Annotated in this window: 15 protein-coding genes, 5 pseudogenes and 1 riboswitch; of the genes and pseudogenes, 6 read left to right on the top strand and 14 right to left on the bottom strand. The window is 50.5% G+C overall.

Going from position 1 to position 15,531, the window contains the following annotated elements; genetic code table 11:
• Nucleotides 1–419 precede the first annotated feature (419 nt).
• Both GT019_RS28670 and GT019_RS28665 read right to left on the bottom strand, forming a co-directional pair.
• Nucleotides 420–1,277: a pyridoxamine 5'-phosphate oxidase family protein gene (locus GT019_RS28670; protein WP_161746879.1), complete on the bottom strand. Its 858-nt coding sequence runs from the start codon at nt 1,275–1,277 to the stop codon at nt 420–422.
• Between the two features lie 350 nt (nt 1,278–1,627).
• Nucleotides 1,628–2,326: a Crp/Fnr family transcriptional regulator gene (locus tag GT019_RS28665; protein ID WP_161746878.1), complete on the bottom strand. Its 699-nt coding sequence runs from the start codon at nt 2,324–2,326 to the stop codon at nt 1,628–1,630.
• Between the two features lie 655 nt (nt 2,327–2,981).
• On the opposite strand from GT019_RS28665, the pseudogene GT019_RS32800 reads away from it, so the two are divergent.
• A pseudogene (locus GT019_RS32800) lies at nt 2,982–3,289 on the top strand (transposase); the annotation flags it as partial.
• On the opposite strand, the pseudogene GT019_RS32735 reads toward GT019_RS32800, so the two are convergent.
• Nucleotides 3,270–3,635 (bottom strand): annotated as a pseudogene (locus tag GT019_RS32735) (GerAB/ArcD/ProY family transporter); the annotation flags it as partial. The pseudogenes GT019_RS32800 and GT019_RS32735 sit on opposite strands and share 20 nt — an antisense overlap.
• 54 nt (nt 3,636–3,689) lie before the next feature.
• Between GT019_RS32735 and GT019_RS28655 the strand changes: the two are divergent.
• Nucleotides 3,690–4,166, top strand: a pseudogene (locus GT019_RS28655) (transposase); the annotation flags it as partial.
• Nucleotides 4,167–4,301: 135 nt separating this feature from the next.
• Here GT019_RS28655 and GT019_RS28650 read toward each other — a convergent pair.
• The 11 genes from GT019_RS28650 to GT019_RS32730 all read right to left on the bottom strand — a co-directional run bounded on the left by GT019_RS28650 (nt 4,302) and on the right by GT019_RS32730 (nt 13,635).
• Nucleotides 4,302–8,714, bottom strand: a complete 4,413-nt coding sequence (locus tag GT019_RS28650; protein WP_161746875.1) for an S-layer homology domain-containing protein — start codon at nt 8,712–8,714, stop codon at nt 4,302–4,304.
• 387 nt (nt 8,715–9,101) lie between these two features.
• Nucleotides 9,102–9,446: a hypothetical protein gene (locus GT019_RS28645; protein ID WP_161746874.1), complete on the bottom strand. Its 345-nt coding sequence runs from the start codon at nt 9,444–9,446 to the stop codon at nt 9,102–9,104.
• 45 nt (nt 9,447–9,491) lie between these two features.
• Entirely contained in the window at nt 9,492–9,725 is a 234-nt protein-coding gene (locus tag GT019_RS28640) for a class I SAM-dependent methyltransferase (RefSeq protein ID WP_161746873.1), read from the bottom strand.
• 196 nt (nt 9,726–9,921) lie between these two features.
• The gene (locus GT019_RS28635) at nt 9,922–10,770 is read right to left on the bottom strand and encodes a bifunctional 5,10-methylenetetrahydrofolate dehydrogenase/5,10-methenyltetrahydrofolate cyclohydrolase (RefSeq protein WP_161746872.1); all 849 of its coding nucleotides are present in this window, start codon (nt 10,768–10,770) and stop codon (nt 9,922–9,924) included.
• Nucleotides 10,771–10,836: 66 nt separating this feature from the next.
• A riboswitch (ZMP/ZTP riboswitch) is annotated at nt 10,837–10,916 on the bottom strand.
• A 73-nt stretch (nt 10,917–10,989) separates the two neighbouring features.
• A complete protein-coding gene (gene coaD / locus GT019_RS28630) occupies nt 10,990–11,487 on the bottom strand; it encodes a pantetheine-phosphate adenylyltransferase (RefSeq protein WP_161746871.1) in 498 nt (165 codons plus the stop codon).
• Nucleotides 11,484–11,798: a metallophosphoesterase family protein gene (locus GT019_RS28625; protein WP_161746870.1), complete on the bottom strand. Its 315-nt coding sequence runs from the start codon at nt 11,796–11,798 to the stop codon at nt 11,484–11,486. The genes coaD and GT019_RS28625 overlap by 4 nt, the downstream gene beginning before the upstream one ends.
• Nucleotides 11,786–11,965, bottom strand: a complete 180-nt coding sequence (locus GT019_RS32150) for a metallophosphoesterase family protein (protein ID WP_161746869.1) — start codon at nt 11,963–11,965, stop codon at nt 11,786–11,788. Before GT019_RS32150 ends, GT019_RS28625 begins: the two co-directional genes overlap by 13 nt.
• Before the next feature lie 44 nt (nt 11,966–12,009).
• Nucleotides 12,010–12,132: a hypothetical protein gene (locus GT019_RS32345; RefSeq protein ID WP_268896098.1), complete on the bottom strand. Its 123-nt coding sequence runs from the start codon at nt 12,130–12,132 to the stop codon at nt 12,010–12,012.
• A gap of 38 nt (nt 12,133–12,170) precedes the next feature.
• Nucleotides 12,171–12,947: an alcohol dehydrogenase catalytic domain-containing protein gene (locus tag GT019_RS28615; protein ID WP_407945112.1), complete on the bottom strand. Its 777-nt coding sequence runs from the start codon at nt 12,945–12,947 to the stop codon at nt 12,171–12,173.
• Nucleotides 12,948–13,093: 146 nt separating this feature from the next.
• Entirely contained in the window at nt 13,094–13,408 is a 315-nt protein-coding gene (locus tag GT019_RS32340) for a TSUP family transporter (protein ID WP_161746867.1), read from the bottom strand.
• A complete protein-coding gene (locus tag GT019_RS32730) occupies nt 13,405–13,635 on the bottom strand; it encodes a sulfite exporter TauE/SafE family protein (protein WP_407945111.1) in 231 nt (76 codons plus the stop codon). The genes GT019_RS32340 and GT019_RS32730 overlap by 4 nt, the downstream gene beginning before the upstream one ends.
• A 25-nt stretch (nt 13,636–13,660) precedes the next feature.
• Between GT019_RS32730 and GT019_RS28600 the strand changes: the two are divergent.
• The 4 genes and pseudogenes from GT019_RS28600 to GT019_RS28585 all read left to right on the top strand — a co-directional run.
• Nucleotides 13,661–13,816, top strand: a pseudogene (locus GT019_RS28600) (IS3 family transposase); the annotation flags it as partial.
• Between the two features lie 31 nt (nt 13,817–13,847).
• A pseudogene (locus GT019_RS28595) lies at nt 13,848–14,333 on the top strand (transposase); the annotation flags it as partial.
• Between the two features lie 451 nt (nt 14,334–14,784).
• Entirely contained in the window at nt 14,785–15,111 is a 327-nt protein-coding gene (locus GT019_RS28590; protein ID WP_161746864.1) for a PadR family transcriptional regulator, read from the top strand.
• Nucleotides 15,112–15,113: 2 nt separating this feature from the next.
• On the top strand, nt 15,114–15,521 hold the full coding sequence (locus GT019_RS28585; protein WP_161746863.1) for a permease prefix domain 1-containing protein: 408 nt from the start codon (nt 15,114–15,116) through the stop codon (nt 15,519–15,521).
• Nucleotides 15,522–15,531: the final 10 nt, after the last annotated feature.

The raw sequence follows: 15,531 nt of genomic DNA, 5'->3' as shown, positions 1-15,531 counted from the left end.
AAGAAAACGGCTTCGTTCGTTAACGTGCATCTGGTTATATCGGCAACATTATCGACAACCATGCGGATCCGTGGAGGTACTATGCATCATATTGTATAGCGTGCAGCCAATTATGAGGAAACCTCAAATAGAGGGATTATGTCATTGAAAGTGGATACAAACCGACAGAAATCATCGATCGACATTTTCTCAGCGCGATTTACTTTTGGGAAAATGGTGGATGCCTGTTCGAAATCGCTACTGATGAGCCGAGTTTCACCCACGATGAGCTATTCGATTCATAGAAAAAATTACTCATTTGGCATGGTGCGGATAGGTTTAAAACTAAATAAATCCTCACTCATCTTAGAAATAACCGCAAAGATGGTTTCCCTGACTAGGGTAACCATCTTTGCGGCGTTCAAGGTTATACCTGATCACTACCCCAAGTCTGGATTATAGGGTGACATTTCCTTATCTCCCCACCTCAGTTCTGTAGAGTTATCCAATTGTACGACTTTTCTTATTTCAAAATTAAGAGCTGCACCGGGGAAAGAAGCGGTCATTTCTTTATCCCAAATCAAACTAGCAACTCCAGTCAACTGAAGTGAATGACCATGGTCATAATCGATAAACAGCAGTCCGGATGAAGGGTTGGATTGAATATTTCCTAACGTGTTGTACAATGAATTTCCTTGATAATCAGGAATAATTAATATCCTTGCATCTACGATATGTATAAAACCAGAATTACCTCCTCGGTGCGAGACATCCATTTCCCCTTTAACATTGGTACTGCCAATATAAAACGTGTCTGCTTTTGAAATCCATCTCTCCTGTTCTCGAGTCAGTCGATTATTGCGATGTTCTGTTGGAGATCTGGTATTAACGTTATTCTCTGATAACAGCGTTCTTTTCTGAATGTATTTCGGACAGTTACCGTAGATTTGGTGCGCAGTCACGACCAAGTGATCCGATTCTCTGTTAGCGATTCCGTTAATGCGCAGCCTAATTCTACGTTCCGTATCAATAATTATGAGCCCGATCTGCTCAGGCACACTTGAGGATATCCATGTCTTCCCTACAAATGAGTTTGAGTTAATCACCATGCTTCGTTCACCTCTCACTTCAACAAAACCAGGGTCTCCGTAAAGGAAAGTCACCCAAACGTTGCCTTGCTGGTCCTTATATGACATGACAGCAAATCTCTGTTTTTTAAGAAAGTGAATAACACCATTTGAAAATCGGCTGCTGATCATTTTTGCATTTTGTTCAGCAATCCACCCTTCACCTGTCAAGCTCTGAACCGCATTTTGAATTGGAATTGATTTAGCGAAAGGCCGGGAGAATCAGTAGTTCAAGGGTACGAAGCACAACAACCTCGAAGTATAAAATCAGACAGGGAGTATTATTGCCTCCTCTGCCTAATGTAAATTTTGAAGTTCACACTTTCCAATTTAATCCAATATTAAACACTCGTTATTTATTTCCCATTCGCCATTCGGTTCCATTCAATTGACGTTTCTATCAACGATTAAGCTGCCTAATGTTCCTTCGTAATTTTGTGCAACCACTAACCTAGATGAATAATTCCTCACTAATGGAAATCACTCAACCATGTCACATCCGAAGTTAATTTATTCCTGTATCAAGCAAGTTCCTCCATGGCTTTTTCAATATGAATCATGACCATTTTCCTGCTAGTTACGAGGATATCCTCATTTGATAATTCCTGTAAAGTAAGTGATACCGCTTCTCTTGTAACACCGATCATATTAGCCAACTCTTGATGAGTTAGTGGAATATCAATCTTTTTATATCCATTTTCTTCAACGCTGAATTTTTTAGAAAGCCTGATTAGGAAATATAACACTTTTCCTCGAAGATCTTTAAAAATAAGCTTTTCCACTAATTCATCCTGATCTCGCATCCTCATACTCATTTCAGATAAAAATCTTAAAGCAAGTTCTGGATATTTCCTTAAAACCGGCTCGAACTGTTCAGTCGGAATGGAATATATTATCGTTTCCTCCATTGTTTCCGCGTAAGCCCCGCTTGCGCCAAGAGAAAACAATTCGCCTTCACCAAATACCCCACCCTCAATAACGATGCAAACCGTATATTGTTTACCGGTTGAATTAGCTTTGTATAATCGAAGCTTGCCGGCAATTACGAAACATAGTCCTAGCTTCTCCTTGTCAGGAGGTTGAATGAGGTAATTTTTAGGAAACTTATTGATATTTGACTTACTAATAAGCTGTTCAATTTCATTGACAATTGTCATTGGAAGCGATTCGAAGATTTTGAATCCAGACAATATTGACGTTTGACTGTTGTCCTGTACCATATGTATATCTCCGATCAATTTTCTGACGAGGAAACATCGAGTTTTAAGATATTCACTGATTTGAGTCGGCGTTTTGCGAATATATTATGCAACTGATCCAGTTGGTGACCATTTTTGAATACGAGCAAAATTGGAATTCAGCGTACATCGGCGCCGCCAAGAACGTAGATATGAGAACTGTCGATTGCACATATTCTTCACATGGATAGCGCAACAGATCAGTGTTGGTAACAACCGCTTTTTGCAATTGCAGGCCCTCTATATTCGATTTTGCTTCCTATTGCTACCAAGACGGCATCCGTGACAATTTTCCTGAATACCCTGCAGTCGATTGTCACTTCATCATAAACCACCCTAATTCACTCTTCCGTAATACAGATTACAATGTTTGCTCCGTGAGGGTTGAATTATCAAAAAAATTCAGAATCAGTAACTGAACTTTCTGAGTTAGAGGATGACGTCCGTGTGAGTTTTTAGCTCTCGTCTATGCTATATCTTAATATTTTCACCTTCATATAAGGATTCAAGATCCCCATTCCATTATCACCAATTGTCTGCTATACATGGTATACAACGAGTTTGCGTTTTCCTGCCCGTTCAATGAACAACGGCAGCCTTTCGAGTAGCCGGCTGCCATTGTGTTTATAGTCAAATTATGAAGCCAATACTCCTGAGGGAGAACAAGCTCGTTACCGCTCAGGACGCTCAGAATGCGTTGATAGACTTGTTCACCGAAATACTGTAGGAAAAGCTTGAAGCGAAGATGGATACACATCTAGGCTATGAAAAACACTAGGTACAGAACAAGAAGACGAGCACTAATCGTAAGAGTACGCCAAAGGCGTCAGCAAGCAAGAAATTCAGGATCATCTTCAGCAATTGTAAGGTAGCGCCGTCTCTCCGACGATGATTTCGAACGTCACGAACAAAATCATCCCTCTCATCAAGGAATGGCAGAATCGTCTCTCTTCCTCTTTATCAAGGTCATTACGGCTAACACTACGGGAAAAACAACACACGGAATCAATGATGAAAGTGGATATATTTTTGTTCCATCCGTAAAATGATCTGCGGTGCGAATAAAGCTTTTAGAAGCATGCGCGAAAAAAAGAAGCCCTATTACAAATACAAAAGGCCTCATTTTAGAAACTCCAATAAAATGCCCTGTCACAAGCGTAAACACATATTGCAAGACCACGATATATACCATCGTAAGGAACGTCCATAGACCCACTAACAAAACTTCGAATCGCTCTAAGTATTCCCCTAATTTCACCACTTGGATCGTCGAAAAAAAAGGATTCGTCGAAGTGTCTACATAGTAAAACCCCTAAGAGCTTAAAGTAAGATAAGAAATCAACGTATTTTTGATGTTATTGCGCATCGCAGATTTCAACCGATACAGGGTCTGTTTCCAAAATGGAAGTTTACCTATGATGCCGAGCGCAACTTGTACGTCTGTCCGCAGCAACAAGAGCTGCCTTACCGAACAATAGACCGTGAGGGCTACAGGCACTATGCTTCGGATCCGAAACAATTCGCTTCTTGCCCGGTGCTGGAGCAGTGCACACGCTCCCGAAACACGCGAAAGATCGTCACCCGGCATATTTGGGAGGACAGTAAAGAGCAAGTACGTTTGAACCGCCTAAGCAAGGCGGGCAAACAGCTGTACCGAAAACGAAAAGAAACGATTGAGCGAAGCTTCGCGGACGCTAAACAGCACCATGGATTTCGCTATTGCCGTTTGCGGGGGCTGCACAACGTCATGGAGCAAGCGTTGATGACCGCAGCCGTACAGAACATGAAAAAGATCGCCCTCCATCTTGAACGGAGGGCGTAGGCGGAGCGAAGCTCTCGGAAACTTAATTTTTATCCCCTAAAAAGCAAAAAAGAAACCCGCCGTTTTGAAAAAACGTGGGGTTCTCGACACTCTGAGGAAGCGCGTTCGCGCTTCCTTTTTTCCTTGCCTAGCCGCTTATTCGGTTAACCCCAAATCCAAGCTCGCATCCAGCGCACGCAGGATGAGGACCACAGCCTCTTCGCGCGTTGCATTGGCGTTCGGGGCAAAGGTATGCTCCCCTCTGCCTTTCACGACGCCCGCTTCGGTCAAGGCATCGATCGCTTGAGCTGCCCAGTGGTTATTCAGATCGGTGAACGCACTGCTATGGGCGGCTTTGCCGAAGTCGATGACCTTCGCCAGAATCGTTACCATTTCCGCGCGCGTAATCTGTTGGTTCGGCTTAAAGGAGCCGTCGCCGTATCCCTTAATGAAGCCCAATGCTTGAAGCGCGCTGATGGCGTCATGCGCCCAATGGTTGTCTTTCACGTCCGTGAACGACACCGGTGCCGATCCTGTCAGGCCAAACGCATTTGCCAGCATCGAAGCAAATTCAGCACGCGTCACGTTCTTCTTCGGCAGGAAAGAGCCGTCCGCATAGCCTTGGACTAAGCCGGCTTTCGCAGCCAATTCGATCGAAGATGCGCTCCAAGAAGCAGATGGTACGTCACTAAACGTAACGGATGCCGGATCGGTTTTCGCCTTGCCGATACGGTCCTTCACCGCTGCCCCGTTCACGGAAGCGTTCAATACCGGCGTTTCCGGCGTCGGCGTGACCGGTGCAGGATCCGTAACTGGATCGGTCACCGGAGGCGCCGGCGGCGTTACGATCGGCCCCGAACCGCCATTGCTCGCTTGCGTAACCGTAATCGTCAGGTATTCGTTGAAGCCATAATAGTACACACGAAGCTTCGCCGTACCCGGCTTGACGGCAGTGACTAGACCATCTTGGCTGACGCTAACCACGTCCGGATTCTTCGACTCGAAGTGCGCAGCAAACGTCACGTCAGACTCGCTCAAATCGCTCATCGTTTCCGTTACCTTCAACTGCTGCGTTCCGCCGACCGTCATCGATGTCAGATCGGGCGTAATATCCAGGCGCGTGGTAAACGGCGCTTCATTCGAGTAGGTTGCGATAACAGGCACCCTGACGCCGATCCCCTTATATTGGCCAACGATGTTGATACCGCCCTTGTGGATCGTCCGCTTGATCTTGCCGTCTTCCGTAAGATCGGCAACCGTCGGATCCTCGCTTAACCACGTCAAATCCGTATTGTTCAGCGTCTGAACGGTCGCGTCGCTGTAGATGGCTTTGACGACTGGAGTAACCGGCTGATCGTCGGCGTCATCGAACACGTAATACGTCGGATCCGCAACAAGCGTCATGATTTTCGGCTTGATCGGATTCTTCGTGACCGTCACGTCGAATGCGATCGTATGACCGAAGTAATCGCCGGTTACACGCGTCGTGCCTTCTTGCGTGCCGGCAACGAAAGCGACGTAAGGATGTTCGTCGTAGACGGCGATGATCGAAGGGTCCTCGACCTGCCAATTGACGAATCCGGACAGCGGATCCGTATGCGATTGGCCGTCTTTATCCGTATACGTTTCATTCAAGGCGACGAGCGACGAGCCTTGCGGATGAACTTCGTCAGCGTAGACGCCGCCTGCTTCGTCCGCATCGGCAGCGATGCCCTGCAGGTCGATGACCTCGAAGTGCAGCGTACGCGTGTAGGTTACGCCGAAACGCTCGTACGTGAACACGGCATCCGTCTCCCCGGTCCCTACGGCCTCAAAGCCGCTGTCCGTGTTGACACTTACGATGTCCGGCTGCGAGAACGTCCATACACCTTGCGCCTCGAACGTTTGGCGTGTCGTATCCAAAGCGAACGGTTTCAGCTCGTAAGGCGATTGCCCTTTGTACAATCTGAAAGACGCATTGTCGAAGTACCACTCGTACTCGGAAGTCCGGAAGCCAATGTCAACCACGTCGGGCTTATCCGGCTGCTCGCTAACGGACACGTTCACGATCGTCGGCTTAAAATCGCCGTATCCGACTTTAAGCGTCGTTCTGCCGAACTTCTGATAGCCCGGTTCTGCGTTGGCGTCACCTGTCGATTTTCCGAGGATGCTGACAGCGCCGTTCTCCTTCACCACGTCGGCAATTTCAGTATCATAGACTGACCAATCCGCTTGATCGCTCACGTCCTCCGTCGTGCCGTCGCTCTTCACAGCGAGCAGCTGAACAGGGTATTTATTCCCTTTTTGCACCAAAACCTTCGTGGTCGACAGAAGCAGCGCGTCAACTGTCGGTTCCGCCGCCGCGCCTTCGTCTGCCACTCTGACGGTGGAGGAGTAGTCGCCTTCCTTAACGGTTACGCGAACTGCGATGACCGCGCCGTCCAGTACCAGATGAACGAGGGTAGAACCCGGAGCCACCGGCGTCAAGACGCCGTCCTTAACCGTAACCACGCCGGCATCCTGCGTCGACCACTTGCCTTTCGCCGTTACGTCCGCGCTCGTGCCGTCATTGTAGGCTGCCTGCACGGAGACCGGGCGAGGACCAGCCGTAACGTCCAGCGTTATTTTCGGATCGCTTACGGTAATGCCAGTAATCTGTTTCGGCGTCTCTGCTACTGGCGGCAATCCTTCAGTAGCTGCAACCTCGATCGTGACCGATTGCTGCTGTCCGCCATACGACACCTCGATGTCTGCCGTTCCTTTGCCGACAGCCGCGATCTCACCTTTGCGGTTAACGGTGATTACCTGCGGGTTGGATGAACGATATGCGGCAGCCTTCGTTTTATCCAGCTTCTCGCCGCCGGACATCACTGCTTCGACCGACAACGCTTCATGCTTGCCAAGCTGCAGGTTCAGCGAACCTGGCGTTACGGAGAGGGAGACCGCCGTCTTCGGCTCCGCTTGCTTCACGATAACAGGAATAATGGCGATTGCATCGTTGTAGATCGCGCCGAGGACGGCCGATCCGACGGATTCGGCAACGATCGTATCGTTGTCGCTGTGGTAGGCTACCGTTGCATCGGATGCGAGCCAATCGCTGTCCGCGATTTTGGACGTAACATCCACTACCGTGCCGTCGTTGTAAATGGCTTTGATGGTCGGCGACTGAACAGGCTTGCCGTCTTTAATTTCAACGTAAGCCGGCTCGGCCACCAAATTCAGCACCTTGTTTGCTGCTGCGGCCTTCGTCACCGTCACTTTGAACGTGAAAGGCGCGAGCGCTAAATAATGGCCCGTAATGGTCGTCGTACCTTCCTTGCCGCCTGCAAAGATGCGGCCGGATTCGCCGATGGTCGCGATGGATTTATCCGCGACGGTCCATTCAATATCGCCCGTGACGTCATCGGCGATATAGTTCACGCCTGTCCGAGGATCCTCGGAGTACACGCCCATGATCGTAATTTCCTGATAGCTCCGCGGCGCGAGCGTAACAGGCGTGTCCAGCTCCAGCTGCGCTATCATGTCCGGCGTATAGCGTTCCAGCTTGAATGGTCCGCCGACGAACACCAGCGCAGAATCGACCAGCAGGCCGTCGTCGTATCCGTCTTGCCCTTCCGTGCCGGACGGCGCCGTATACTTATATTCGAAGTAAACATAGGCCATCCCTTTGCCGACCGGCGTAACGACGCCGCTCTGGTCGACGGTGACGATGGATTCGTTGCTCGAATACCATCGGCCCAGATTCGTCACCTCGTAACGATCCGCGTCGGGATATTCCAGATCCGCATATAATTGATGCGGCGCGTCGGTCTCCATAATCTTCAGTAAGTTTTCCGACATCGTAAGACCGAACAACTGAGCCGGAATCGGATCCTTCTGAACGGTGACCGCGATCGACAGCGTCGGCATACTGCCGTATTTCACGTGGATGAATGTCGATTTGCCAGCTTGGATACCCTTGATCATCCCGTGCGACACAGTCGCGACCGCGGCATCGTCCGTGCTCCAGACGGCATTGGCCGTAATATCCCGCTTCTCCCCGTCCGTGAACGTCCCATACAGATGAAGCGGATAGTTCGTGTCCGCCTCAACGAACACGTTCAGCGTCGACAGCAGGTATGTGACAAGCGTCGGTTCCGAAGGCTCTTTCGCTTCAGGCGCTCCGGCGCCCGTGATCGTAACAGGAACGTTGACAACGGCGTCGCCGAGATTAAGGCGTACTTCCGTCGTTCCGGCCGCTTTGGCCGTAATGACGCCCCGATCGACGACCGCGACGGCGGTATTCATGGACGTCCAGACGCCTTGCGTCGTCACGTCTTTCGCCGAACCGTCCTTGTACTTCGCTTCGACCGTCACTGGATGGCTTCCCTCCGATAAGGCGAAGGCAACGTTCGTCTCGCTTGGCGTCAGCGTGTCGAACTGCGCGGACGCCGCATCCTGAACGGCCGGTTGTTCTTGCGCGTTCCCCGGCTCGACGCCGATTCCCGTGCTTGGTGAGGCAGAAGCCATGCTGCCGAACAACGAACCAATAAGTACGGCTAATACAAGCGACAATGATAGAGCTTTTCTGACAACCTTCCGATGATGCATGACTTTCCTCCTAAATTATATTTATATGTAATCCTTTTTAAAGAAAGGCTCATATATAAGCCAAAAAAACTGTTATCCTAATTTAATGCAGGTAAGTTTATTAAATTAAAATAGATATAACATACATAATACATAAATTTCCGATATATTGTCTGTAATGTATGTCACAATTTATCACATATTAGCGTAAGGTATACTTTTTGTGCCTGAGAAACAGAAAGAGGCAAGGAGGAACTCCCCCTTGCCTCTCACATCTTATTTTCTAGCTCTGAAAATCATAAAGTTCTGATCATCGTTCATCGGTTGAAACCCATAGCCGCCGTAGATGGTCATGTCGCGAAAACCGATTTTTTCGAGCATCATCGTAAATTCGTATTTGTAATACCATCATAATTTTGATGTGCTGAATACGGTGTCGATCAAGCGGCCGTCTCTGATGATTTCGTACCGATCGTCGCTGCGCTGCACTTGCTCATGGAACTGAACGCTGGAAATTGAGCTTACGATCACCTCGGCCCCGTCGTCGCGCATTCCTCTGCGTCCGACCGTCCATTCCTTCTTGTTGACGTTGCTTGGGACAAACAATGGAATGAGGACTTGGCCGCCATCATCGAGATGTTGGAAAATCTGCTCCAATGCTCGCATGGCAACATCGCGATCAGAGATGCACATGAACGATGCCAACGGGATATAAATCGTTTTGTACGTTCTCGCCAGACGCAGCTCCTGCATCAGCTAGTTGTGCAATACCGGAATTACGCCTTGATCCGAAGCCTTTCACTTACAAATACCCAGCATTTCTTCCAAACAATCGACGCCCTCGACGTCGTAGCCAGCCTTGGCATATGGGATGAGCAGCCTGCCCGTTCTGCATCCGAGTTCAAGTGCGGCTCCCGGCACTTCGTCCATTGCCTTCATGTAGAAATCCGTGTCGAAAAAGTGCTCCCCCGCAAACCAAATATCATAGGCGCTTGCAGCAATGCCTTGATAATATCCCTGAGTAGAAGACATCTATTGGGTACCCTCCAATTCAATTAGTAATCGCGCTGGAAGGGTATGCTATTCGATTATCTAACCCTTCCTTACCTTCATATAACCGATCGCCTTTGATTTTCTCTTATTCATGCCATAACCCCATTTCCTTATTTGAATAATATTAGAATAAGCCACGCCGGCATGGCTGTACAGCCATTCTTCAATAATCGCTTCAACCCCCGAGCTTCTCCGCCGCATGCACCGTGTGCTTGAGCAGCGTTGCAATCGTAACCGGGCCGACGCCCGTGGGAACCGGAGTGATGGCACTCGCGTTCGCCAAGCATGCCTCGTAATCCACATCGCCGACATTGCCGGGGTTGTAGCCGGCATCGATCACGACCGCGCCGGGCTTGATCCAGTCACCTTGCACGAATTTCGGCTTACCGACGGCTGCGACGACGATATCCGCCATCCGCACCAACGCCGCCAAGTCCGAGGTGCGCGAATGACAGGTCGTGACCGTCGCATCCGCATTAAGCAGCATAACGGACACCGGCTTGCCGAGAATAGGGCTCCTGCCAATGACGACGGCATGCTTGCCTCCGATGGGCAGCTGGTAGTACGCCAGAATCGCCATGATAGCCGCCGGCGTACACGACGGATAATCCGCGTAACCAAACGCGTTCTGCGCATAACCGACTGCCGTTACGCCGTCCACATCCTTCGCGATGGCGATCGCTTCGAACGCCGCACGCTCGTCGATGTGGTGCGGAACGGGATGTTGCAGCAGAATACCGTGCACGGAACGATCTTCGTTCAGCTCTCGAATGGCGGCGATCAGCGCTTCGGTTGTCGTGCTTGCCGACAGTTCGACGCGCATGGAAGTCATTCCAAGCCGCTTGCACGCATTGCCTTTCATCCGCACGTACGTCGCTGAAGAAGGATCATCCCCGACGAGAATCGTCGCCAGGCACGGCGTAATGCCGCGCTCCTTCAGCCGCTTGATGCGCCCCTCCAGCTGAAGCTTCATGCTGTCCGCAACGGCATTGCCGTCCAAAATCAACTTTTCCCCGTTCACCATGTGCAATCATCCTTCCAACATGAAATGGTCCTATAAAAACAGAAAGAGGCAAGGGGATCTCCCCCTTACCTCTGCCCAGGCGTACGGCCGTATGAACGATGTGCTCCCCCGCGGTTCCCCGCGTTACGCCAGTCACACTCGCATGTATCTATCGATTATTATAGTCCTGCGGAGGGCAGGTTATCAATCCTTCATGTTGATCCGCCAGCTTAATCCGGCCTATGCAGCGCAAGTCGCCCCTACGCCGTATAGGTACACCATTTTCGCATACGCATCTCGATGCATATAGGCCTCGGCCTGCTCGATCTTGTTCGATTGGATAAACATTCGCACGAGCGAGCTGCTCGTCTGAATGTCCTTCGTGTACGGCGAGAGGTAGACGGTGTCCGCTTTCGTCGTGCAGCGCATGTATTGCTCCAGCTGCAGCTCGTATTCGAAATCCGTGGAATTGCGGATGCCGCGAATGTCGGCCTTGACGTCATTCGCATTCACGTAATCGGCCACGATGCCTTCGAACGGGACAACATTCACATTGCCCATACCTGCTACTGACAGCTGCACGAGCTCCGTCCGCTGCGCGATATCGAAATAATGCTTCTTGCCCCGATTGTTCGCAATGATGACATGCACTTCATCAAACAGGCTACCCGCCCGCTCGATAACCGAGATATGCCCGAGCGTAATGGGATCGAAGCTTCCTGCGTAGACAACTCTCATGCCTGCTCCTCGCTCGGCACGACGGCATCGCGGATCTGCTCGAAGGTAAGCGGCGTATAATCCCAGTGCTCCACGCAGACGTTGAAATAGTTGACGCCCGCGTACTTCTGCCCATGAATATGACCGTGCACGTTCACGTATGGCATATGCTTATTCATATACATCGGCTCATGCGAGAGGAAGAAGAAATTCTTGTAGATGATAGGATGCTCGCTCACCTCGTCGAAGCCGACATTCAACCACCAAGCGAGGGAGTGGCCGCGGTCATGGTTGCCGAGAATGAGATGCTTATACCCGTTCAGTCGCTCCACGAGAAATCCCCCAGGTGAAACACTTTGTCCCCTTTGCCGACGACCGCGTTCCACTTCTCAATCATCGCCTCGTTCATTTCCTCCGCTTCAGTGAACGGCCTCGATTCGAAGTCAATGATATGCTTATGGCCAAAGTAATGATCGGATATGAAGAATACCTTCTGCATTGCGTGACCGCCTCTCCATAAGTAATCAGCTACTTCTGCTGGTATCAGACCGCGCCTCCCGGTACAAGCAGCACCTTCGAGACTTGGCCCGGCTGGTTCAACAGCTTCTCGAACCAATACCCGCCTTCGTGCAGCGGTGCTTTCACGACCCCCTCGGACAGACCCATCCGGCCTTCCGCAATCCACTTCAGCGCCGTCTTGAAATTTAATGCCGAATAAGCGAACGCGCGATCGCAATATTGATCGGCAGCACGGATTCCTCCTCATGCAGGCCCGTGAATACGGTGCGTCCGCCGCCTCTGCAGGCGAGCACAGCCTGCTTGCGCGTCAAGCCCGCGCCGACGGCATCGATTGCGGCATGAACGCCGGCCCCGCCCGTCAATCGCTTCACTTCCTCCAGCGTATCGACCGCCGCGGGACAGATCAAATGCTTCGCGCCCAGCGCGCGGGCGATCGCGAGGCGTTCCTCGTTCATATCGACGGCGATGATCTCCCGCACGCCGTATTGCTGCACGGCCTGCAGCACGAGCAGACCGATCGGGACCATCCCGAGGATGAGTACCGTATCGGCCGGTTTAGGCGCAGCAAGCTCCGCTGCGCGAATCGCACAGGCGGCAGGCTCCGTCATGGCGGCCTGCCGAAGGGTCATCTCATCTGGCACCGCATAGACGAACCTGGCCGGCAGCTTCACGTATTCCGCGTTACTGCCAGGCAGCGCCGCAGACAATAGCTGGCGCGACAGGCACAGCTGCTGCCTGCCGCTGAGGCAAGGCTCGCAGTGCCCGCAGGTAACGAGCGGGTTCGCGGTGACGCGCTGCCCGATGTGCCACCTGCCGCCGGCTTCCGCCCGGCTGCCAATGGCTGCGATCGTGCCGGAGAATTCATGGCCGAAGATCATCGGCGGCTTGCGCAGCGAGTTTTTGCCTAGATATCCGCTTAGCTCCGAACAGCATATGCCGGAGTACGCGACACGGATCAAGATGTCGTCTTCACCTGAGGCGGGAAGATCGACTTCCCGAAAAAACCTGCTCAGTTATTGAGCAGGTTTTTCATTATCATGCGAGAGTCCCCTAGGTTATATAATCATCCGCAGCGCGAATAGCAGTAAGGTGCCGCACATGATGCGAATCAGCAGTACACTGCCGATACGCCTCGAGATGCGTGCGCCGATCCAGCCGCCAAGTAGCGCACCCGGAGCCAAGACAGCACGAGAAACCAGTCCCATTCGCCGCGAATCAAATGCATGCCGCTGCCGAACAGCGCCGAGACGAAAATAACCGCCATCGATGTAGCGGTAGCGATATGAGGCGGAAAGCGGAACAACAGCAGCATGGTCGGGATGAGCAGTATCCCCCCGCCAATGCCGAGCAATCCTGCGATCAAGCCGACAGCCCCGCCGATCATCAGCGCCGGAAGCGCGTTATACCCGTATTTTTGTTTCAAACCAGCGGTGTCGGTAACCTACGCACGTAGCGCCATTTTCCCTTATACGGTTTAATTCGATTTCGGAACAAGAGCAGCATGACCATTATCAGCATGAAAAACCCGAATGCCCGCCGGAAGACGTCCGGGTTGAAGAGCGAGGTCAGGCCAGCGCCAACTACCGATAACGGACCACTCGACAGCGAGAAAAAAAATGCGCTGCGCAGGTCGGCTTTGCCTTCCTTCACAAACGTCAACGTCGACGTGAACGACGTAAGTACGAGAGCACCGAGCGATATGATTCATTTTCAGAATTCGGAGCAACTGGCACTGGAGCTTAGCGATTATGTGAATTGGTACAACCACCATCGTATTCACGGCACGCTGGGCTATCTTACACCTGGGGAAGCCAGACGATTGACCTCATAAAAGTTGTCCAGTTTTCTGTTGACAATCCAATACGCTTCTCACCGACATTACTTATCTACCGTATGGCAAGTTGCAGATGGCTTATTTGTCGACCATTTTGGATGCCTCCACAGACGGGTTACTCGCCCATACTCTCTCCGAATCTCTCCATCTTCCACTAGCCACCGAAACCATTGAATCCTTAATGAGTCAAGGACGCTTGAAACTTCATAAGGATGCCTTCATCTATTCCAATCAAGGAAGCCACTACACGAGCCCAACTTACCAGAAATTATTAAAGAAAAAGGGTCTTAGACAGTCGATGTCACAACGTGGAAACTGTTGCGACAATGCTCCGCAGGAATCCTTTTTTGGTCATATGAAAGATCATGTTAAGAGTCTTAATTGTGCCACGTTGGATAACTTGCAGCTAGAAATCAACCGCTATATTCGTTATTACAATCACCACAGATATCAGTGGGGACTAAAAAAGATGACTCCTGTTCAGTACAGGAACCATCTCTTAAGTGCAGCCTAATTCTTTTTTTAAAAATGTCCTTGCTAGGGTTCCAGTTTATAAATTGGATGAGTAGTTGTCTTTTGTTTTCAAATGAAACCATTAGACTTAAGAACTTATTCGCTTTCACTTATCGCTTGAAGCAGCTCCTATTCCCCCTCATCAATAACAACAAGGACTCAATTTCCCGCCCACTTTCATACACATAATTGCATATTTATTCAAATACAGTCATCTTCTCATAAATTGTGAATATCTTGTCTCATTAATTTTGAAACTCTTCTCAAAAATTATGACATCACACATTTGTTTTGACACGCGGATTATCGATGTGTTACATTTACTCCATCAGATAGAGCTCTATCAGATAGAGCACTATCAGACAGAACACTATGAGACAGAGCACTACCTGACAGAGCACTGGCTGTCGGGGCTCTTAACGAAGTCAAGCTCATGAACAGGAGGACCCCGCATGATCCGAAGCGATCTAATCCGCGGCCATCTCGACGCCATCATACTGCGGTTGATTTACGAGGAAGACCGTTACGGGTACGAGATTTCCAAAGAAATCAGCGTCAGGACCGACGACCGGTTTCAAATCAAAGAAGCGACGCTCTACGCGGTATTTCAACGCTTGGAGCGCAAAGAGCTGATCGAATCGTATCTCGGCGATATCTCGCACGGCGGCAAGAGGCGCTATTACAAGATCACGAAGCTCGGCAAAGCCTACCTCAAGGAAACGGTGGAGGAATGGAACGAGATCAAAGAGATCGTCAATATTTTCATGGAGGGACTCTAACAATGAAGAAGATCAAGACGCACGTGGAAGAATGGTTCTCCGACATTCCGGAGAGCGAGACGAAGCAGGCCATTCAAGAGGAAATCATTCAGAACCTGGAGGAGAAGGTATTCGATCTCGTCCGCGGCGGCAAGACCGAAGAAGACGCGATCAACAAAACGATCGTGGAATTCGGCGATATCTCGGACATCAAGCAGGAGCTTGGCGTAAAGAACGGCAAGCCGGTCTCTTCCCGCAAGCAGTTCGGCCTCCATCTCGGCTTCTCGCTCTGGGGCAGCGGCCTGATCGTCGCGCTGTTCATCTTCATCAACGTGTACTACACGCCCGACGATATTTGGTTCGTGTACCCGACCTTTGCCGTCGCCTGGTGGCCGCTCGTGATGTTCTACAAATGGCTGGGCTGGAAATAAGGAGGCGATA

The organism is Paenibacillus glycinis, from assembly GCF_009909185.1.
Classification (GTDB): domain Bacteria; phylum Bacillota; class Bacilli; order Paenibacillales; family Paenibacillaceae; genus Paenibacillus_Z; species Paenibacillus_Z glycinis.
Note: the sequence above shows the minus strand (reverse complement) of the source record. Positions and strands in the feature narration are given on the sequence as shown.